The organism is Methyloterricola oryzae, from assembly GCF_000934725.1.
GTDB lineage: Bacteria > Pseudomonadota > Gammaproteobacteria > Methylococcales > Methylococcaceae > Methyloterricola > Methyloterricola oryzae.
In genome coordinates this window covers 1-20344 of the sequence record NZ_JYNS01000020.1, presented here as the reverse complement: position 1 = coordinate 20344, position 20344 = coordinate 1, and the positions used below count along the sequence as shown (strand labels likewise).

Annotated in this window: 16 protein-coding genes; 6 read left to right on the top strand and 10 right to left on the bottom strand. The window is 56.9% G+C overall.

All coding sequences use genetic code 11. From position 1 onward, the window contains the following. Positions 1 to 55: 55 nt before the first annotated feature. The 8 genes from EK23_RS18545 to EK23_RS24005 form a co-directional block, all read right to left on the bottom strand. Entirely contained in the window at positions 56 to 1567 is a 1512-nt protein-coding gene (locus tag EK23_RS18545; RefSeq protein WP_045226894.1) for a hypothetical protein, read from the bottom strand. Continuing rightward, positions 1568 to 6454 (bottom strand): AAA domain-containing protein, encoded by a 4887-nt coding sequence (locus EK23_RS18540; RefSeq protein WP_082054335.1) that lies wholly within the window; start codon positions 6452 to 6454, stop codon positions 1568 to 1570. Between the two features lie 614 nt (positions 6455 to 7068). Then, positions 7069 to 7602: a Mov34/MPN/PAD-1 family protein gene (locus EK23_RS18535; RefSeq protein WP_045226892.1), complete on the bottom strand. Its 534-nt coding sequence runs from the start codon at positions 7600 to 7602 to the stop codon at positions 7069 to 7071. Continuing rightward, a complete protein-coding gene (locus EK23_RS22100) occupies positions 7599 to 9218 on the bottom strand; it encodes a ThiF family adenylyltransferase (RefSeq protein ID WP_052808343.1) in 1620 nt (539 codons plus the stop codon). Before EK23_RS22100 ends, EK23_RS18535 begins: the two co-directional genes overlap by 4 nt. A gap of 86 nt (positions 9219 to 9304) precedes the next feature. Then, entirely contained in the window at positions 9305 to 10348 is a 1044-nt protein-coding gene (locus EK23_RS18525) for a cyclic GMP-AMP synthase DncV-like nucleotidyltransferase (protein WP_052808342.1), read from the bottom strand. Further along, positions 10341 to 11450: a patatin-like phospholipase family protein gene (locus tag EK23_RS18520; RefSeq protein ID WP_268748195.1), complete on the bottom strand. Its 1110-nt coding sequence runs from the start codon at positions 11448 to 11450 to the stop codon at positions 10341 to 10343. The genes EK23_RS18525 and EK23_RS18520 overlap by 8 nt, the downstream gene beginning before the upstream one ends. 438 nt (positions 11451 to 11888) lie before the next feature. Continuing rightward, entirely contained in the window at positions 11889 to 12185 is a 297-nt protein-coding gene (locus tag EK23_RS18515) for a hypothetical protein (RefSeq protein ID WP_045226891.1), read from the bottom strand. A 729-nt stretch (positions 12186 to 12914) separates the two neighbouring features. Continuing rightward, a complete protein-coding gene (locus EK23_RS24005) occupies positions 12915 to 13133 on the bottom strand; it encodes a hypothetical protein (RefSeq protein ID WP_045226890.1) in 219 nt (72 codons plus the stop codon). 250 nt (positions 13134 to 13383) lie between these two features. Between EK23_RS24005 and EK23_RS18505 the strand changes: the two genes are divergently transcribed. From EK23_RS18505 to EK23_RS18495, 4 genes are all read left to right on the top strand, one after another. Then, positions 13384 to 14073, top strand: a complete 690-nt coding sequence (locus EK23_RS18505; protein ID WP_082054334.1) for an SOS response-associated peptidase — start codon at positions 13384 to 13386, stop codon at positions 14071 to 14073. A 62-nt stretch (positions 14074 to 14135) separates the two neighbouring features. Then, a complete protein-coding gene (locus EK23_RS18500; protein ID WP_045226889.1) occupies positions 14136 to 15116 on the top strand; it encodes a helix-turn-helix transcriptional regulator in 981 nt (326 codons plus the stop codon). Positions 15117 to 15191: 75 nt separating this feature from the next. Continuing rightward, positions 15192 to 15368 (top strand): hypothetical protein, encoded by a 177-nt coding sequence (locus EK23_RS23720; protein ID WP_158002545.1) that lies wholly within the window; start codon positions 15192 to 15194, stop codon positions 15366 to 15368. Between the two features lie 55 nt (positions 15369 to 15423). Next, entirely contained in the window at positions 15424 to 15846 is a 423-nt protein-coding gene (locus EK23_RS18495; protein ID WP_045226888.1) for a hypothetical protein, read from the top strand. On the opposite strand, the gene EK23_RS22095 is transcribed toward EK23_RS18495, so the two are convergent. Then, on the bottom strand, positions 15830 to 17035 hold the full coding sequence (locus tag EK23_RS22095) for a nuclease-related domain-containing protein (RefSeq protein WP_052808339.1): 1206 nt from the start codon (positions 17033 to 17035) through the stop codon (positions 15830 to 15832). The genes EK23_RS18495 and EK23_RS22095 overlap by 17 nt on opposite strands. A gap of 3 nt (positions 17036 to 17038) precedes the next feature. Then, a complete protein-coding gene (locus EK23_RS18485) occupies positions 17039 to 17767 on the bottom strand; it encodes a DNA/RNA non-specific endonuclease (RefSeq protein WP_158002544.1) in 729 nt (242 codons plus the stop codon). A 251-nt stretch (positions 17768 to 18018) separates the two neighbouring features. On the opposite strand from EK23_RS18485, the gene EK23_RS23440 reads away from it, so the two are divergent. Together EK23_RS23440 and EK23_RS18480 are read left to right on the top strand one after the other, a co-directional pair. Further along, a complete protein-coding gene (locus tag EK23_RS23440; RefSeq protein ID WP_145998731.1) occupies positions 18019 to 18474 on the top strand; it encodes a hypothetical protein in 456 nt (151 codons plus the stop codon). 161 nt (positions 18475 to 18635) lie between these two features. After that, a complete protein-coding gene (locus EK23_RS18480) occupies positions 18636 to 20294 on the top strand; it encodes a hypothetical protein (RefSeq protein ID WP_045226886.1) in 1659 nt (552 codons plus the stop codon). The last annotated feature ends 50 nt before the right edge of the window (positions 20295 to 20344 follow it).

The window sequence follows — 20344 nt, the reverse complement described above, 5'->3', positions numbered from 1 at the left end:
AACCCCGTGTTTGAGACTGCTCCGATTGGTATCCGTGCGCACTGAAAAGTTCGGCCTAGGTTGAATCTTCTCCCTCGATGTTGTCGTCCAAATTTCTTGGAGTGTTCAGCCCACAGTATTGTAAAAACGGGCATGCTTCTTCGAAAGACCGAGGTTGCTCTCTCTTTTCTCGTAGATTGAATTGCGCCCGCTTGCCATAACGCTGTCCACCTATTGTCTTACGCAACAGTTTCTGTGCCGTATCCAAATGTTTGGGCAGGGTCGACATAAATCCGACAGGTACCCAAAGGCCATTGCTTCCTGCTATTGGAAGATGATAAAGCGCAATCATGAATGCTGTGGGGTACAGTAGAAGCTCAAGGCGGCCCGATTGCAGGAAGCCACCAGCTAACAGTGGTCGAAAATAGTGGAGCTCACGAAGTTGCGGAACACGAAACTGCTGTGTTGCCGAATTTTCCTGGTCTTGTTCAGCACACGCGAACAGATACAGGGAGTCGGAAGACTTCTCACTTTGAAGCTCGCTGGAAAACGCACTAACCGCCCCGGCGAATGCACCTCCACGCCCCCATAGCGGATAGTCTGGTGCCAACCATGCCATTGATGTGAGAAGCTTTCCGTGCCGTCGCCGGCCTTCGCGTCTGTCTTTGATACGGGCTATGATGCGCTCACGATTTTCCTGAAGATAAAGGTTTCCGAACACCGCATCCATCCCCCGCGGGTACTTCGTAGAGCGCATGATGTGTACTTCCTTAAGATAAGTGTGCAGATCGAACTTTTTACCTGTGAGGTACTGCTGCATCAGCTTAAGATCGAAAGTGTCGATAAATTCCTCCAGTCCAGGCAGTACGACCGACAACGTTCGTGGAATTGACAAGGTTACCTGTTCATTGACGAAGTGCACCAACTCAGGAGGCGCCACGCGCTCAAAAGCTTCGTCGATTCTTCTCTCGACTTGACCTTCCTGGTTTAACGCAAATGCAACTGGTACCGGGACGTAGTTGCGCCGTTTACTCTCAACATCCTCCACGGAGTAGACTCCAAAAGACTTCTCCCGGAAATCCTCCCGCATTGATGCAATCTCCGGATAGCGCTGCCGGTAAGCAGTTCGTGCGTGCTCAACACTTTGGCCAAGGACATCATCAGCAGTATCCAGCTTTAAGATGTTGTCAGATGGAATCTCAGCACTACTCGACCGAAGGGGTGTAAAGGAAATGAGGTCAAAAGTGACCGTATCTTTTTTAAGCTCCACTTTGCTGAATCGTGGAAGCTCGCCTCCAGCCTCCTCAAATCGCTCAATTGCATATCTGCTGAGTTGAATTTCGTCGTCGAAGACATCTAAGAGCCCCTGGCGAGACAGAGACTCAATAACTGCTAGAGCTTCGCCATCGGAAAAACCGAAATAGTCCCTGAATGCGGGCAAGGGAACCTGGCCACATATCCTCAAGAGCCGAAGAACAAACTCGGTGACAACCGGCAGCCGCTCTTCCAGAGCGATGTATGCTTCCACATGGAAAGTCTCGACCGGAAGTCCAAATGTGACTTGGTTGAAGTCGAATGAAATGTTCATCTAATTCCCTAGAAATTGATCTGCCGGCTGGATACTGGCACGCCCCTGAGAGGCCATCGCATCAATTTTTGTGAGTACAGTGCCAAGTGGTAGGGCCGAGTTCCGGCCCCTCCACATCTTGGCAGCGCCAACGATAAATAAGCGCTCCATTGCTCGAGACAGGGCGACATTGATGCGATTTGGACTTTTCAGGAAACCCGGAAGCAAGCGCCGGTTATTGCGAACAGTCGAGAGAATGACGATTCGGTTCTCTTTGCCCTGATAGCTGTCAACCGTATCGACCTTCACGAGTCGCCGTGCATTACCCAACCAGGTTGCCTCAGCTTTCATCTGATCGATGAGTTCACGCTGCTTTTCGTACATGCAGATGATACCGATAGGCAGTTCTTGGGGCAGGAGGTCTTCCTCCAGAAAGATCATAAATTCCTCAGATTCGACAATCTGTCGCAGCAGTTCCATGACAACTCGTGCTTCCGCCTGATTCCATTTGTTCTTGTCGTCCTCGGAACTCTGTTCTAGGCCACGGTCACCGAGCGACGAGGTATCAAGCCAATGAACCTGTTTTGATAAATGCTCAGGAAGGAGGTCATAGTACTCGGGCGGACCGCCTCGACCGGTTTCGAGTCTTCCTCCGTAAAAGCAATCCGAGACCACTTCACCGATGTCAGGGGCCATACGGTATTGACTAAGTAGTGTCGTGCCAACCTTTATGCCATAGTCCGAACCGAAAATGCGCTCGAAGTCGCTGCCAAACAGTGGTGATTCATTGCCAACGGAAAATCGTTGTTTAATGGATTTCTTGACCTCTTCCGCGAATGTCGGCGGGAGTTGAAGATGATCTCCCACCAGGAGGATACGATGCCCTGCCTGCATCGCAACGGCCAATTCGCTTGGTGCTGCTCGACCTGCCTCGTCAATGATGACCCAGTCAAAGATATTCTGAACCACGCCCGCTCCACGGTAGCCGATGCCAACGAGCGTCCCTGCAACCACCGTGCGTGATTTCCCCAGAAATTCAGCAAAGTTCGCGTCCGGTGAACCAAGAGCGCCCAACCACTCTTCAGATAAACGTAGCAATTTGCGAAGCCGTTGAATCGCGTCCTTCGACCGAACCTCATACTGCTCGACTAGCCGCTGCTGGATTGCTTCGACCACCTCACCGGGAGGCACCTCCTCGGAAAAATCGTACACATCACGCGCGATATCGAAAAAGGTTTCGGACAAAGCTCGGACACGGGCATCAAGTGATGCGACTGTTCGGTCGTCTTCCGTTCCAGTACGTTCTTGGAGCTTGCTAATCTTTTCGCTGAGCATTCCAAGTCTCAGATGGAGATCGACAAACTCCGACGCTAGGCCTTTGGGAAGGCCAAGTATTGAAGCTAACTCGACGATTCGTTCCTTTTGCTCGGCTTTGAAGCGCTCTCTGTAGCTCTGCTCAATGGACGAAGCATGCAGGTGTCGAATGGCATCAGAGGCGGCCGACTCGGCACCCAACCGGACCGCATTGAAGTCAATACCCTTGCTTCGGCATAACTCTAGACTCTTTTCGAGTGCGTTGTTTACCGCTTCGTGTGCCTGGCTGACTAGCAGAATTCGCCGGGCATGGTCCTTTGTCATCAGATAATGGACAAGGGCGGCGATAAATGAAGTTTTCCCTGTTCCAGGTGGCCCCTGTAACAAGCTGATAGGGCCATTCCCAAGGACGCGCCGGAATGCTTCCTTCTGGCTTGGATTAAGCTTTTTATCACCTTCGGAATAGATATCAAGCTCTGCGTCCGTAGGCATCGAGTAAGTAATTGGAAGCAACCGAGCAGCCTCGTCTCGCTCGAAGTACTTGATAAGATTAGGAATGACTGCCTTGTCCTCAAGAATCCGCTCCGCAGCAAACCGGCGCCGTGTGAATGAGCCCTTCTCACGGGTACTGACGAAACGTAACTTATTGCCGATTCGAAAGTTAGCCCTCAGATTTGGGTGGATAGCTAGCTCGGCTAGTTGTCCAAAGGTTGTATCTCTGAGGTTCAAGTGACCGCAGTCTTTCCAAACTCCCTCCGGGGTCTGGCTCTGGACGACAACTGTGTCGGATATCTCATAGTCAATGACGCCAAGGTCTGCATGATACGGGACCAATACTTGGCCATTGCGATATGGGCTATTCCGAACATCGCCAGCGACTGTCACGGTGACGAACGCCTCCTCTTCTGCGTCGAGCAACGCCTGCCAGAGTTCCGGAACTCGGACTTTTGGTTCACATGTAACCGTTTCGGCTTCGTCGTCTAGTGAATAAGCTTCAACCAGTTCTTCGTCTGGCATCGTTTGCACCGGGTCGCCTTCTGTGGCTTCGACCGGTAGTTTTCGCTTGATCCGTTCGTCTTGGAGAAGGAATAGAGCTAGGTCATTGACATCTACAGCCGAGCCATCAACGATGTTTACTCGCATTCGGATCGCTGCATCGCGCATCACTTGCGACCGCAGGAGCTGACTTTGCGGCACGCTTGATACCTTGAGGGACTCAGCCGCTTCCTCAGTCAGCTTCCATACAAACGATATTTGGCGACCAATGCCCGTGATCCAGAAGCGCATTGCCCACGCGGCCTTTCTGTCTTGCTGAGCGGAGACATGGAACACACCGTTGTCGTTACGCAGCTGGCAGGCGGGAACCCCGTAGTAGGCCAAATTCTTGACTACCACAGTGAACTCAGGAATATCTTTTCCCTCCGTCTCGCCCTCAGTCTTCAAGGATTTAGCCAATGGGTCAAGTGTCGAGAGAGTCTGCGTTGACAGTAGATTGGCAAGCTCCTCGTACACACGTGGAATCGGGTATCCGCCTTGTTCAGGTTTCTCACGAGTCGAACCGACAACTTCCGTTAGCACAGCAGCTAGGCTGAATCTGTCCCGTTCAAACGCGGTGAGGGATTTATAGTTATCTGGAAGATATGCAGTGGTGTAAAGGTCGTCTGCGTTTACACGGAAGTCGAGCGCGTCAATGAGGACAGCTGAGCCATCAGCCTTAACAACGATGTTCTGCGGGTGTATGTCGCCGTGCGGAAGTTCGATAGCGTGTAATCGCTGAAGGGTATCCGTCAGAGACTGCGCGAGGCCTATGCGTTGCTCGAATGAGGGATTACGAGCCAACCACACTGACAACGTTAGGCCTTCGACCCAATCTAGAACGACCAGAAGACTGCGTCTCGAAAGACCGAAGTCGACTACCTTAGGAAGACCGGGAATGCCACAACCCTTGATCGTTCTGGCACGTTCTAAGAACGACAACAATCGAAGCGTCCAATCTGGCCTTTTGTTATCCGGCTCGACACCGTACCAGACCTTGACGAGCCTCGATGTGTCGTTCTCATCGGAGCGAAAACAGGAATGCTCCTCCGTATCGACGAACTTTTCTGTTTCGTCGTAATCACGTTCTTTTGTTGTCGCCTTGAATGCCTCAAAAGTGGCAATATCGATAATGTCAGGATCTCTTTTACCTATGACGGCATTCAGCGCCTCAAGCATCTCTCTGGCATCTTGAAACCGTGAGGCAGCATCGCGGCTTAGCGCTCGCTCAAGGAGTTTGTCGGCTGCACCGTCATAAGGATCATCTGCACGGGGTGCCCATTCATAAATGCCAGATACTTTTGGTGGCTTTTCGCCGAAGAGTATCAGGTACGCCAATACACCCAGCATAAATACGTCGCGACGATAGGGGGTTACCCCTTTGTTATCTGTTCCATCTTCCGGGAGTGACGATTGTTCGACCTTGACCTTGTCGCGGAAAGAGCCAACAGTTTTCAGCTCTGGGTAATAGGCCGACGGGAAACCAGATATCATCACCTTTGGGCGGTCGATCCATAAGCTGTGATCTCCGACATCCCGATGGGCGACGCGGAGGTCGTGCAAATCTGCAAACCTACTAAGTAATGCTTTTACCAGAGTTATTCGGTCCTCTGAGGAGAGCTTCGGAAGCGCGCTGTGGGTGAACTCTGCGAGTCGGGTGACGTTTTTAGGTAGGAAGAATAGCTCTGAGAAATCAAGGGTTACATCATATGGTCCTTTTCTGGTGACCGGACGGAGGAGGCTGAGTGATAGTTCATCATTGCGGTCAGCCACGTATTCGAATACTCGCTGCTCCCGCAGACCAATGAAGGAACGGTCCTTCTCACCGATAAGTTCAAGTCCCAATGCTGAAAAGTCCCATTGTCGCAGCAGCGCCAGTGTTGTTGGGTCGTCTTTTGCATATGCCTTGAACTCACTGTATAGCTTCTTCGGGTGCTCGAATATCGCATTCGTTTCCGGCCGGAACCCGTCTATGAAGTACTCCTTTGGCTTAAAGACTTGGCCTTCGAAGAATTCATCGTAATCCTTAAGGCAGATTAATGGATTGAACTTCGGTTTTCCCTTGAAGTAATTCTTGTAACAATCATGGAATCGCCACGTGAGGAACTCCGACATATCCAGCACCGAGCGCTTCTCGTCGTCGGTCAACCTCATTTCATCAACAGCCCCGTGCATCACCACATAAGCCATGATGAAAGGAGTACGCTCCGCCCCAAGCTTCTGTTTCATCAGACTCGCAAGTTTTTTTGCGTTCAGATTGGCCTTTAGGACGGGTGAGGTGTCATTCTTCCCATCGTTGCGATACCACGTTTGACCGTCTGACTCGACAAGCTTGCAGTACCAGTTCTTAAGTTCGATTACCACAATATTTGTATGTGTAACCAGTACCAAATCAAAGTCATCATCACCAGCACCGCTCCCTCTACGGGCGATAGAGAAAGATGCATAACCTCGCCACCCATTACTGAATGGAGTGCTACTTAGTTCATTCTGAATCTGTTTGTGAGCCGTGACTTCAGCCGGTGGGACACCCGTTTTTTTTAAGAGTTTGATATCCATCTATTATATTCAGAGGTTAATGCCCTTGTAATGAATCCGCTCCACCAAATCTGGTTCTGGTAAATGGCTCGCATAAAGTTCTTTGACCGTTTACCTCATAAACTTCGTACGGTTACGAAGTCGCATTTGTCACAAGCGTATTTATGGCGAGGCACTTATTTCCGTCCAAAGCGGCTACGAACTGTTCCAAGTATAGCCACGTATGTATCGACAACTTCAATCGGTGATAGTGAATACTGGGGCTGGATGAAGATGAAGTAGTAACGGCCGATGCTGGTGTGCGGCCTCCGTCGAGCGGCATTCCACAAAGCGGTTGCTGGAGTGGAACTGAGATCGAGGGTCGGATGGCAAGTTTGGCCGATGGGTCGGCGCCGAAGTTGAGGTCAGGGACGACAGCAATGCAGACGTCAGCGGCCATCCCGGTGCGAAATGGCTGTTTTACCCAGGCAGCTGACGTTCGATTCTCATCCGGGGTCGCCATATCCTCGGCCAAAGCAGACTTTGGAACTCTGGCAAAAAAACAGGCCGCAATTTGCCGGTTAACTGCCGTATAGCCGTAGGTGAACGATGACATTGCATGCCATGAGCAACCTCCTGGGGTCATGTTGCGGCTCTTACTTGCTTACAAGAATGGATTCTGAACTCTCGCTGAGACTCCATTGGCGCATATTCTTGCCGGAGACACACCACACTGCCAAACCGGCAGCGCCACGTGCACGCCCGACGATCATCATCAGCAGCGAATCGCTATTCAGCTGCGAACTGGAGATCAAGCGGTCCATGGCGTCGTCATCCAGGTCCGAGGCGCTCGGGTGGTCTTCTGCGTGGGTGTGCCATTCACCCAGGTACAGCAACCCCTTACCGTGGCGGTCATCGATGGCGCGCTGGGCAGCTGCCGGGTTGGAGCGATAGCGGTATCTGGATCGCTCGTCGCCAGCGTAAGGGCCGGACGCTTCGATCACACAAACTTGCGCCGCGTTGATCGTGCCAAACAACTGGCCACCGGCTTCAGTAGCCCAGGGTGTCGACTGGCGGTGCCGACCCAAATGCTGCAATGCCGGTCGGGTGATCAACAGCGCCTGATGGACATCGTCGAGGTGACCAAGGACCGAATACCTCGGCATCGACTTTGCCAACGAACAGATCATGGCCAGACAAACTCGCGCATCATCAGCCGGTCGGTGAAGGTATCCCGCAGGATGCCTCCATTGGCTTCAACGACGGCAGGGTCACCCATCCACACACGACGACACGAGGCTGGCACCTTGGCCAGCAGCATGTCGAGCGCCAACCCGGCTGCCATGCCGACAGTAGGATGCAAATCGATCACGCCATGCGGCTGAAAGGTGTTGCCGCATCCGGCCTCGATGATAAGTGCCCCGGCTTCATCGGGCCAATCCGTCAAACGAAAACTTGGTCGTTCTTCACCGTCGAAACCCGCCATGATTGACGCGTTGCCGTAGAGCAAGACCGCATGACCGGCGGCTGCGTAAGCCTCGGCCCACGTGCTGAGGTGTGCTGGCGGGCGCGTCAGGCCCCGCCGCCAATGGTCCAGAGCCGCTTCGCCATCGAAGTCGATGCCAGCCGAGATGATCAGATCGGCGCTGGCTAACTGATCGAGTTCCTTGGGGGCGAGCCACTCGAAGCGGCGCTGATATGCATGGTCAAACGTCAGGTGGGGAAACTCACGCCGCAGGTGTTCTTGCAGCCTGGATGCCTTGTTGAAGCCGACGTGGAACATGCCCAGCGGATGCCGAGAAACGTTGGCCGTGGTCAGACTGTCGGCGTCGACGAGGATCTGTTCGCCGACGCCGGCTTGTGCGAGTAGACACGCCAAAGCCGCACCAATCGCGCCGCAGCCGATGACGGCCACCTTGCGGTTCTTAACCGACGCATAGCTCGTAGCGTGATCTCGACCATGAACCCATGCTCCGTCGACACGTGCGACCTTGCAACGTTTGACAGGCCGCTTTGCATAGGAGTTGACGATGCGTTCCGGCGGCACCTTCGAGATGTTCCGAAACCCTCGCATCACTTCACGACGCTCAGCGGCTTGTAGCACCACCGCTGCGAATGCGGTGCCGGTCTTGGTGTCGACCTCGAACAGGAACGGTGACTGCAACCCAGGCTCCAGGCACTTGCGGACCATGTCCGGCGGCAGCAACTTGGTGATCTCGTCGCCAGTTTCCGGAAACTCGCGCGGCGTCCACGGATGCGACAGACGGAAAAGCCACGTCGGGTAGATCTGCTTGTCACCAGGATTGGCGCCTGTGTTGCGAAGCCAGCGCTTGAGCGCCTCCTTGTCGTCGGCTATCACGTGGCGATTGGACCGCGCGTCAAAGAAGTACGCCACTTCGCGTGTCACCCCGCCGGGCGTGACAAGGCTCCACACTCGAGCTTGGTCGGAACTGTTCGTAGCCCGATGCGCCCAATAAGCTGCGAACTCCCTCTCGAACTCTTGGCATCGCTTCGTCTCAGGAAAGTTGAGCAGTTCCTCTGCATCGTTTAGGTGCGTCACAACCCGATCCGCGATCGGTGCGGCGCTCTTGCTGGACCGCAAGCACAACAAACCGGCCTGTTCTACGTGCGGCCAACTGTAGTCGCTGCCCGCCGCGGGCGCGAAGACCCGAGGCTGCGAGTTCGGAAACGCGACGTCGATCGCCAACACAAGGTGGTCGACCTCTTGCAGTTCGAGCGATCCAGCGGGGATGTCCACCCGCCAACCCGCCACTAAACCTTTGTGGGTCTTGTTCAGTTGGTCCATGCCCAACCGCTGCCACTGCCCCGGGCGGTATCGCTCGAGGCCGGCTTCGATCTCACCTGCGATCTGGTCGCGCTCTGCGTCGGTCCTCAGCCGAACCTCCCGCCACCATCATTGCGCCGAGCTGTCTCAACCGACGTGACCTTCATGGCGGAACCTTTGCCACCACCGTCATCGCCGTTGTTGTCTGGTTGCCTACTGAAGAAGTCAGTGTCGAATACCTCATCCCACGCTTCGCGCACCTGCTTGCGCGTGCAATCTGAGTTGTCCAGCACCTCGAGCGTCTTGAGCGCACTGCTCAAGCAATCGTGGAAGAACGTGACGGCATCGTCGCCAGTCGGCGCGAGCTTGGTGTCGAGCACCGGGTGGTCGATTTCGGTGGATTTCTGGAGCTTCTTTTCGATGGCGTTCCACGTTTCGCGCAACGCCTTGTCGTCCCGATCCGCGCTGTAATGGAAGTGGTCGACAACAAGTTTGGTGATGCAGATCCCGCTGGTCGTCTTGTTCTTCCAGCCCGCGCGGCGCGCAAACTTCTTGGTCAACTTGGTGATGCGCCGCATCTGGCTACCGTCCGATTCGCCGGCGTTCAGTTCACCCACCAAGCCGTTGAACCAGCGGGTCACGGCCCGGGCGTCGGAACGCGTCCAGTCATCACCGCTTGCCAGTTCGTAATGCTCCACCGGCTCGTCGTTCTCATCTTTGGTGGTGACGATGCGGTAAACCGGGATGTCGATGTGGTAGCCCGCGGCGTAGACCTGCCGAACGCAGTTGCGCTTCACGGTGGCCTCCTGCTTGAGTCGACCGTCCCACACTAGGGCATCGCAAACGCGCTGGCGAGCAGCCAGCGGTGTCAGCGCGACGCCAGCGTCATCCTTGAGGTCATCCGAAGCGAAGTATGCCCCGTCGTCGATGTCGTAGTCGTTGTCATCGTCCTGGACCATTGTGCGCATCTGGTACGACCCCTGCGATTGAACTTCCTTAGGCTGAGGTTTTTTGGCCTCATTCAGACCGTTCTCCAAGCGAGTGCGCCCGGCGTCACGCCGCGTACGCATCTCGCCCTGCTGCTTGTTCGAGAGCGTGACCTGGTCCCGGTGGAATCCCCTCATCTCGCTGTGGCAGTCGATATCAGCCATTTGTCTCCCTCGTTGCTTGGGCGGTGGTTTGAAGCCTGGCTTCGGCCAGGGCGGAACGGAAGGCTTCCAGTTCCTTCGCGCGCGATGCCCACGCGAAGTCGACATCGGAGATGGCCTGACGTGCGAGCGCATTGAGCACCTTTTGGCGCGCGTCATCCATGTTTTTCAGGTAGTCGCGCAGTTCGTTCGATGGGCACTGCGCAGGCAGGCGAAACGCGAAGCTTCCGTCGCCCCGCATCTCAGCCATCTTGGATGTGAGGTAGTCGTACCCAACGGCCTGGGCGTTCAGGCTGGCTGCGATGGCGCGAAGCCCGAAGCCCCATCCACTAGCTCCGCGATGGAGAGAACTGTTGCTGACCTCTTCGCCCCCTTGCGACGGCAAGGTGCCGAGCATGAACAAGTGGATCGGGCGCTGTTCACAGCGGTCGTTCAAGATCTCGATCGCCTCCATCATGCCGATGAGGCCGGGGTTGTTGGCCCAGAGTCCGCCATCCACATAGGTTGCCTTGGCGCCCTGGCCGCCAGGCTCGTCTAGCCTAGCCATCGACCGCAGGATCGGAGCTGCACTGGTGGCCATGCAGATGTCGACCAGGGATCGGCCGTTGTCCCGTCCGTTCAGTCGCTTGAGGTGCTGCGTCTTGAAGACCACGGCCGCATGGCGATTGATGTCCAGCGTCGGCACGGCCAGCGCAATTCCGCGCTCGTCGTACACCGACTTGACCGTCTTGTCGCCCAGGGTGCTTTCAAGCGTGCTTCGAAGCGCCGCATCTCCCTTGCGTAGACCTACGCCGAGCCCCTTCACCAGCATGCCAACCACCGGTAGCGGCCTTGCCCACTGCATCGGGAAGATCTTGCTGCCGGCCTCGGAGTAGAGGTTCTGGATGTCGAGCAGCGGCACACCGGCTACCAAGCCGCACGCGACTATCCCGCCCGTGCTGGTGCCGACGATCAGGTCAAACGCAGTCCCAACGTCGATTGGTTGCTCAAGCTTCTGGCTGTTTTGAACCCGCTCTCCGTAGGTGGCTAGGTACGCCGCCTGGTACGCGCCGCGCATACCACCTCCGTCCAGGCACAGTACCCGAAAAGGCTTCGTCTCTCTCAAGTTCGCCCCCAATTACGTGGCTATCTCTTTAAGACATGGAGGATACAATGTCAGTTATCAAGAAGGACGGCGTAAGACAAAGCCAAAAAAGAGGTAAGCATGAGTGTCTGATCTAATTGTTTTGGCAACTCTTGGGTCAGAAGCTGCCATTTAAGTTAAACGTATCGACCGACCGACATGACGATCAAGGAGGGCGCGCGAGCGACAGCTACCGGAGCGGAACAGTCGCTCCACTGGCCACCCTGACGGTGGCGCCAAGGGCAGGAATTGGCTGGAACCTGCCATCAGGTGATCTTTGAGCTGGCTGACAGCAAGGGGTACTCTAACAGTCGTGAGGGCCGTCCATCCCTGGACGAAGAGTAGTGGGTTAGGCTTTCGAGGACGGCTGAGCCGGACAACGAAGCGGGCGGGTAACGCCCGAATAAATGGGCCTCGATCCTATAGGCCGGCCACTGCAGGTGCCGTATCGAGGTTTGCCTTCGGCTCGTCTTTCGGAGCAGGCATCACCTGGGCGAGACTGCCCCTGGCCGACAGATTCCGGATCAGCGGCACCGATCCTGGCACCATCGCGATGCTCCCGCGTGCGGAGAGATTCTTGGTCGTGGGCATCTTTGTGTCCTGAGCAGCGATGTGGGCTCCGGATTTCCCTTGTGCCTGGGCGGCTCCCAACGGGGCTAGCATGACGAAAGCAACGACAAGCGAGGCTATAGCGAAACGGCCATGACGAGTTTCCATGAATCTCTCCTTCCGGTGTTTGTGATTCGATATCTTGTTCCCGAGGCGACGCGCTGACCGAATTCATCAGGATCGCATCGGGGTTGGGTATAGTCTCGCCGATGGGTAACTGGGATTCCGTATCCTATTCACCGCCAGACTTGTGAAGTATTCACGCTTTGCCCGATGACATCGGACGAAGGGGCTGTTCAGGGTAGACAAGCGCTCCAGGTCGAACCGGGAATTCTGCGGACCCGCGCTGTGAACTGCATCACCGATGGTTCCGCTTGAAGCCACTAGCCTTATAACCGTCTCCAGTGCAAATCCACACCCCCACGCAAAGCACGGAGACCTGAAGGCACCCTGGCCAGTTGAAGGCAATGGGACAGAATTTCCGGTGAATTCGCCGGGCTGATCCCGGTCACGACATTGGGTTGGTTCTGGGGGGAGGGTTCTCAAGAGCCCTGATGCGAACCGCCCCGTGACCTTCGATGTAGACGCGTTCGATTGGCCAGGCTGAGTCGGGTCCAAATTGCAGGTTTCGCCATCTGGGCGAAGCCAGTAGCGCTGAGACCCCGCTCGGACCCGTGATACAACGTATCCGTTTTGGGGTCGGTCCGAGCGGGCAAAGGGATCTAGACTGTTTATGTGGCAGGGTCACCTCCTCCTTCCCTGTCACTTGCTTGCGCGGCTGGCCTACGATCCCAAGACAGCGCTCCGCTGGCCGCGCCTTTTTTCCTGCGACTTCGCTCAATCATCGTCGTGGTGATGGTGGTGATGACCGTAGCCACCCCAACCGCCGCGGTGGCCATAGCCGTTGCCATACCCATCATAGGGCCGGCCGTAAGCATGTCCCCAGCCATGGCCGTAACCGTATCCGCCGTAACGGGGATAGACGGCACAGCCGGACAGCAGCAGGAGCATCGCGAGCAAACAGACCAGCCACTTCGAGCGGGCTGAGGTATTCATGGTGGTTGCACGCCTGTTAACCAGGTCGTGTCTCGTGGTGAATGAAGGCGGGAACTCAGGTTCCACGCCTCCTTTCTATCACCGCCGAGATGAACGCCGGCTGAATCCAAAACCCTTCTGGTTTTCGCCGTGGTGCATCGACTCGGCTTGCGCGAGAATCAGGCATTCTGGGGCGCTGATATTTCCTGTTGCCGATCCTACAGCAGCGACGGAATCCTCAGGGCCCACCGTGAAAGTCCAGGAGTCACGTATGTGCACCAACTTCATTCCCGCCTCCCGGCCGGATTTCCGTTCCGCGTTGAATCTGCCCGAGCCGACCTTCGACTATCCGCGGGAAACCTATGTGTCGTATCGGGCGCCCATTGTCATCGTGGCGCCGGACACCGAGGCCATGGAATTGCGAGAAGCCCAGTTCGGCCTGGTACCGTTCTGGTCGAAAGACACCAAGATTTCACGGCACACTTATAACGCCCGTTCCGAAACGGTGGCGGTCAAACCCAGCTACCGCGATCCCTGGAAGAAACGCCGGTATGCGCTGGTACCCATGCAGGGCTTCTTCGAGCCGGACTATGCCACCGGCAAGGCCATTCGCTGGCGCATTGAGCGCCAGGACCAGGGCGTGTTTACCGTGGCCGCCATTTGGGACTATTGGCGCACTCCTGACGGCGTCGGGCTTACCAGCTTCTCCATGCTCACCATCAATGCCGACGGCCATCCGGTGATGGGACGCTTCCATGCGCCAGGGGACGAAAAGCGCTCCCTGGTCATCGTTCCACAGGCACTGCGCACCGAGTGGCTGCATGCCACGCCCCAGGAGGCCGGGGAACTGCTGCTGCCCCTGCCCGCCGATGAATTCACTGCCCGACCCGATCCCAGGCCAGCCAGTGCAAGCCGCAAACGCGGGACGAGCAGAACCGAAGTAGCAACCGGTGACAAGTAGCCTTGATCACAGCCACGTCGAAGGACCGTGACTGATCACGTAACGCTGAACCTCAACCGACCATGGACCGGACCGAGCGCTTTTACCGCATCGAACAGTTGCTGCACGAACATCGCGTGGTTCCGGTCGCACGCTTTCTCGAAGCACTGAATGTCTCCATCGCCACCTTCAAGCGGGATCTGGAGTATCTGCGCGACCGACTGGGCGCGCCCATCGTCTGGGACCGGCAGGCGCGAGCCTATCGCTTTCAGGGACAGACGGAAGGAACAACACTGCCCGCGCACGAACTGCCCGGTCTTTGGTTCAACGCCTCGGAAATCCATGCCCTGCTGACCATGCGCCAGTTACTGGCGCAGATCCAGCCAGGACTGCTGGATGCCCACATCCAACCGTTGTTGACCCGCTTGAACACGCTTTTGGCGTCAGGAGACCACACACCGGCAGCAGTGGAACAGCGTGTCCGGGTTTTGCCTGCGGCACGGCGCCGCTGTGACTCGCGCCTGTTTCCGCAGGTCGCCCAGGCCTTGCTGCAGCGCAAGCGGCTCACAGTCACTCATTACAACCGCTCAAACAATGAAACCACAGTCCGGGAAATCTCCCCGCAGCGCTTGGTGCACTACCGGGACAACTGGTACCTGGACGCCTGGTGTCATCTACGCGAAGGCCTCCGCAGTTTCGCCGTGGATGCCCTGGAGCAGGTCACGGTCCTGCCGACCCAAGCCATCGAGGTGGATGAGTCGGAACTGGATGCAGAACTCGCGGGGGGCTATGGCATCTTCTCCGGCACCCAGGTGCACTGGGCGCTGCTGCGCTTCACCCCCGAGCGTTCGCGGTGGGTCCAAGCCGAGCACTGGCATCCCCAGCAGCAAGGGCAGTGGGATGAGCAAGGCCGCTATTGCCTGACGTTGCCCTATACCCAGCCCCAAGAACTGCTCATGGACATCTTGCGCAACGGGGATCAGGTCGAAGTGCTGGAGCCCGAGGCACTGCGCCAGCAGGTCCAGGAGACAGCGCAGCGGCTGGCGGCCCTGTATCAAAAATAATCTTTAGTGGCTCACCGGGTGAGCGACTGCCTTCCGTAGACTGGTCCCGTCCATCACCCAAGACGGAGACCGACCATGTTGAACCGACTGATTCAGGGCCTTGTGGCCGCCAAGTTCGCCTTTCGTTCCGGCTGGAAAACCGGATTTGCACCGCGCCCGGTGCTGCCGTATCGGCCTGCCTGGCAGAACGGGGTGAACTACGACATCCCCACCTACCTGCGCCGGCGCTCGGCCTGTGGTGCGATGCGGTGAGGTGCTCACTGCTGCATAAACCCACCATTCTGCCGATCTCTGGGACAGTCGAATCATGATGTTCGACGTCTGGCGCATGAGGGAGCAGGGTTGGTTGCTCCCTCGCTTTCGCTCCTGCATGATCCCACCTGTCCGCGCCATTCTGCGACTGGGCGAGCAGCGCGACCATGCACTGAACCGTCATATCCGGGTCGCCGAGTTGTTCGATCCGCGAACCCGACAATCCCTCCACGACTTTCCAGCCCTTTGGGATACCACATTGGTTGCCGTGGATGAGGCGTCCATGACCTTAACGGGCACTGAGCGAATACATGACCCTCAGGCCGACCGGGAGTACGTTTATGCCCAGAGTTGGTTCTTGCGAGCGGTGTCAGCCGGGCAGGCACCGCGGCGCATACACCCAGGAGCCCAGAACGAGAGAGAGCCTCCTAATAAGTCCGACCGTTACCTGGCGCAGGACACTACCGACCGGGCCTAGCCCGCCGGCAGGCTTGGATTTCCGCGTCGCTCATCACGGGTTTGGGGTCGCAGCCTTCCATTGCCTGATTCTCCGGCGCGGTCTCCTGTGACAATTGCCCAGTGCCGAGTCCCGAACGCTGCATTTCCTGACGAATCTTGGACAAGTTGCCTTGGATTACGGGTACCGGATTGCCATTTTGATCGCCGATCGTGATGGCATGCTCATCCATGGCTTTGGTGCCGGCGGACTGTGACTTCGGTGTTTGACGCACGGGTACGTGCTGCGGGCTGAGGATCGTATTGAAAGACTTGGTCATCCAGTTCTGCAGCCACGGACTGTATTGCGGCCAGAACAGTATGAGCGCGCCAAGACTTGCGAGCCCGACCACGCTGGGCAGAAGCGGGCTGCGCCGGGAGCGACACGGTTTGTCTCGACGCGGCGAGGGAGTGACCGGATCAAACGGCCGATTGTGTCCTACCTTTAGCTCCCTCTTGGATTCCATCCCGAATTTACGGGCGTAGTTAAACACCAGCGGCTTGTGGTGTCGAGCGACGATCTTGGCGAATCGCTGCAGTTCCTCCTCGGAGAATATCTTGGCAGGGAAATCAGTCTCTCCCGGGCGTGCCAGGATTTCCCGCAACGCGGCGCCCAGCAGGTCTGCTTTGATGACCTGGGTGGTGTCGAACTGGCTGGGACGGTCGATGCGGGCCCGGGGCGAGATCAAGATGAATGGGTGGAAGCTTGGTCGTGCCGAGTACCATGGATCCTGATTCAGAATAGAACGGAAGAGGTCCTCCAAGACGGCGACGTGGCGCTGATTCTGTGCCAGGGGTGAAGGCATGCCCTCGTAGTTCTTCTGGTCATGGTTCCAGCGCAAGAACTCGCCGGACTCCGTGATCTTCACCCCCGAATAGCAGTGCTTGGTCTCGAGCACGAAGCAGGCAAGGCTGCTGTGGATCAACAAATGGTCGATCTGGGCGACCCGGTCGTTGAACTCGATCCGAAGGTCATGGATCACCGCTATGTCGGGGGATTGTGCGAAATCGAAGTCGATGAAATAGGCCGACTCGCTTTCGCCCTTCTGTCCGGCACGCACGATGCGGATTTCCTCCTCGATCTGCCGGCGACGCTTGCGGTCGGCTGACTGTCGGAGCGCTTCCAGTTCAGCCAGTACGCTTTTGCCATCGCCGGTCGGCTTGATGATCATGTCTTAGCCCTTGTCGCAGTCGTCAGGCAACGGCCAGGACGCCAGCGGTTTGCGCTTGCGGACCATTGGCGTGACGGGAAACCGCTCGCCTGTGCGTTTCTCCAAATTCAAGATTTTCACCAGATACTTGTCCAGGCGCTTACGTGTCGGTTGATCGGTATTCGGAAATAGCCAGCCGAGGGCCTTGCCGTCAGCACGGACAATCACCTTCCAGTAGTAGTCGGGAGTCTCGATCCCATGGGATTCGACAAAATAGTCATTGGTAGTGTCATTGCCCCAGATGGCGCCACCGAACACCTGGATATCCTGCAGATCGCGGTAGCACTCGATGATTTCCTCCGTGGCCAGCCAAGCACCGCGGTTCAGCGTCGATGTCTGCGGCAATACGTTCGTCATATAGTTCGTCTCCATGATCGACACGGGCGAACCGTCCATGTGATTTGCGGGAACCTGATGCCCACGATCGAAACGAGGTGCCCCATCCGGAGAATGGAACGTCTTGGACGAGGTTGGCTGACACTCTGCCGGTACGCCGGGATCAAGCGCGAAATCGTTCAACCGTGGTTCATGCCCAGAATCAAAGCCTACTGTGTAGGCGAACATGTACGCACCGTGCCGTGTGCAGTCCAGCCAGACGGTGAAGCCGTCGTAGTTGACTTGGAGGGTGTTGGCGGCGGCGAACACCGCGCTGGTGAGGGTGGCGAGACACCCCAATATGACGATTCTGAACAAGTGCGGCTTCCCTTTCATCCGGCTGCGCGACGATACAAAATGGTTCCCAAAGGCGCGCCACGTAACTCAATGGTAGCAAGTCCACCGCCATCTTGTGGGTTATAACGGCATCGATGGGAGAGTTGTGGACGATGGCACCAGCCGGGCATCCGACATTGTGCTGAGCTGCTCGATTCGCCCGGCATTGGCGAGATCGCTTTCAACGGCGAACATTCCGCAACCACAGACCTTCCAGCTAACGGGGCAACATCATGAGCAAGCTGACATTCATCTGCGAAGTGTGCGGTGGTCTCGTCCAGGGGCCACTTATTAGCCTAGATCGGCGCATTGAAGAACTGACGCCGTCTGACCCCGCAAGTCAGACGCCCGGATCGCTCTTTATTTCATCCAGTGAATCGCTGCACCACTATTGCTCCCATAGCTGCTGGCAGACTCACGAGCCGGAAGTTGCCGCCATCTTGAAGCTCTCGACAGTCTATACTGCCAGTGGATTGGTCACTCCATGCTCTCGGTGTGGAACGCTTGTTCAGCGTGACAGCCCCTATGTCTGCTATGCGCTGACGGAGATACTGCTTGAAGGCGAAGACCCACCTATTGGGCACTGTGTCGATGATCAGGATTTCGCTGTTCTATGCAATGATTGCGAGCCGCCTGGACCGCTTGCGGAATCTTCGGAGATTCGACTCGATGAACTGACTCTCGCCTGAAGTCGCATTCATACGATCACAGACTGGCTTCGGAGATACTCCCAAGAATTGAACTTTCGAGCGTCAGATACTATGCATTTTCCCGGACTTCGCCGGGAAACTGAGGTTCGCTTGGGGCGAACAGATGTAGCGGGCGGTTGTGAAGGGTCTAGCCTTGTGGCATGAACACACCTGATGAATTTTCCCGGTACTATGCGGAGCTGATCGAAGGGCGTTACGACTGTGTCGATCGCCTGGTGGTCAATGCCTACTTCCCGATGGGTCAGACTGGCGGCGGGATGCGCAGTTGGTGGCGGCGCTGGCGTGGGGATGACTCGGAACTGGACGATGCCCATCTGCGCGATCTGGCGGGGACGTTCTCCCGACGGGTTCGGGGTTATTGCGAGAAGCATGGGATTCCGCTGGTCGAGACGAAAGCTGGGGAGCGCAAACACGAATTGGCAGAGGAGCATCTGCCGACCGATCCCGGATTTCAGGGCTTGTTCCTGGTGATCACGGGCAACGCGCCGGCGCCCGTGTGGGAAGTGAAGCGCACGGCCGACGGCCGGATTCTCGATTTGCATCACCGCAAGAGTTGGCCCTACGTCAAGCACTACTACTTTCATCTGATCGACGCCGAGTGGGGGCATGTCACCATCCGGATGTGCGGCTATCCGCCGTTTGGCGCGCAGGTGATCCTGAACGGCCACGAATGGGTGGAACGGCAGGCGCGACGGCAACGGCTGACGGTGAGCAAAGCCAGTAATTGTTTCGTCGAGGGCAGTGACTTCGAGGCGGTCAACCGCCTGGCGGAGACGCTGCACGAAATCATGGCACAAGGCAGCCTGAAAGCGGTGTGTGATCGCTGGATCTACTCCAGCTGTCTGTGCTTCGTCCTGGACCGGGAAGCGCAGGAACACAGCGGCTTTGTCTATCAGTATTCGGTGTTTCAACTGGAACTGAGCCGCAACCTCTTGTTCCACCGGGGCGCCACCCTGGACGAGGTGTATCAGAAGCTGATTGATCGCGCCCGCCAGCCCTTGGATGTCAAACAGCTCAAGACGATCTTCGGCCGCACGCATCGCCCGTTTCGAATACCAACGCGGGGACGCGACGTACCGAAACTCGTCAAAGCCGTCCAGACCCCGAGCTACGACCTGACGGTCTTCAAGCTGCACTGGGGGCACCTGACGCTGAAGCTCTATGACAAAGGCGAGCGGGTTCTGCGGGCGGAAGTCGTCGTCCATAACAGCAAGGACTTGCGATGTGGCAAGGTGTTGGACAAACTGCCGGTGATGCTGGAACGCATGGGCGGCATGCTGGTCCGTTTTCTGGATACCGTGCAGGTGGCCCATATCAGCTTCCTGGATGAAGGTACCTTTGATCAATGGTGTGAGCCGACCACACGCGGCACCCGGCGATTGGCGGGCATCGATCTGAATAAAGCCCGCAACCGTACCGTGGTGGACGCCGTGGTCGGCCTCGCCACCCGACCCGATGGATTTACCTTGGCGCAATTGGCGGAAACGGTCCGGCAGCGATCCGGTTGGCCCGTCGAAACCTATTCCAGCCGCCACGCCGCCTATGATCTGGCCAAACTGCGTGGCAAGCAGCTGGTCCTGCGCAGCCGCGGATCGCGACGCTACCAGGCCGAACCCGCCGGCGTGCGGACAATGTGTGCCTACCTGCTGCTCCGCGAACAGGTCATCAAGCCGCTGCTGGCCGGCATCACCCGCAAACCCGGACGACCGCCGGCGCATCCCCACCCCTTGGATCGACACTATGTCGCACTCCGCGAAGAACTCCAGCGCACCTTCGAAACCATCGGTTTGGCCGCGTGAAGTATTACCAAGCGACAACATGTTGGTATTTGTTCATCCGATAGCGCCTA

Bases quoted from the DNA above. Each gene is read 5' to 3' on its own strand.
- EK23_RS18540 (WP_082054335.1), bottom strand. From the start codon at position 6,454: ATGGATATCAAACTCTTAAAAAAAACGGGTGTCCCACCGGCTGAAGTC.
- EK23_RS18545 (WP_045226894.1), bottom strand. From the start codon at position 1,567: ATGAACATTTCATTCGACTTCAACCAAGTCACATTTGGACTTCCGGTC.
- EK23_RS18535 (WP_045226892.1), bottom strand. From the start codon at position 7,602: ATGATCTGTTCGTTGGCAAAGTCGATGCCGAGGTATTCGGTCCTTGGT.
- EK23_RS18515 (WP_045226891.1), bottom strand. From the start codon at position 12,185: ATGGAAACTCGTCATGGCCGTTTCGCTATAGCCTCGCTTGTCGTTGCT.
- EK23_RS24005 (WP_045226890.1), bottom strand. From the start codon at position 13,133: ATGAATACCTCAGCCCGCTCGAAGTGGCTGGTCTGTTTGCTCGCGATG.
- EK23_RS23440 (WP_145998731.1), top strand. From the start codon at position 18,019: ATGAGCAAGCTGACATTCATCTGCGAAGTGTGCGGTGGTCTCGTCCAG.
- EK23_RS18480 (WP_045226886.1), top strand. From the start codon at position 18,636: ATGAACACACCTGATGAATTTTCCCGGTACTATGCGGAGCTGATCGAA.
- EK23_RS22095 (WP_052808339.1), bottom strand. From the start codon at position 17,035: ATGATCATCAAGCCGACCGGCGATGGCAAAAGCGTACTGGCTGAACTG.
- EK23_RS18525 (WP_052808342.1), bottom strand. From the start codon at position 10,348: ATGGCTGATATCGACTGCCACAGCGAGATGAGGGGATTCCACCGGGAC.
- EK23_RS23720 (WP_158002545.1), top strand. From the start codon at position 15,192: ATGTTGAACCGACTGATTCAGGGCCTTGTGGCCGCCAAGTTCGCCTTT.
- EK23_RS18500 (WP_045226889.1), top strand. From the start codon at position 14,136: ATGGACCGGACCGAGCGCTTTTACCGCATCGAACAGTTGCTGCACGAA.
- EK23_RS18495 (WP_045226888.1), top strand. From the start codon at position 15,424: ATGATGTTCGACGTCTGGCGCATGAGGGAGCAGGGTTGGTTGCTCCCT.
- EK23_RS18505 (WP_082054334.1), top strand. From the start codon at position 13,384: ATGTGCACCAACTTCATTCCCGCCTCCCGGCCGGATTTCCGTTCCGCG.
- EK23_RS22100 (WP_052808343.1), bottom strand. From the start codon at position 9,218: ATGGACCAACTGAACAAGACCCACAAAGGTTTAGTGGCGGGTTGGCGG.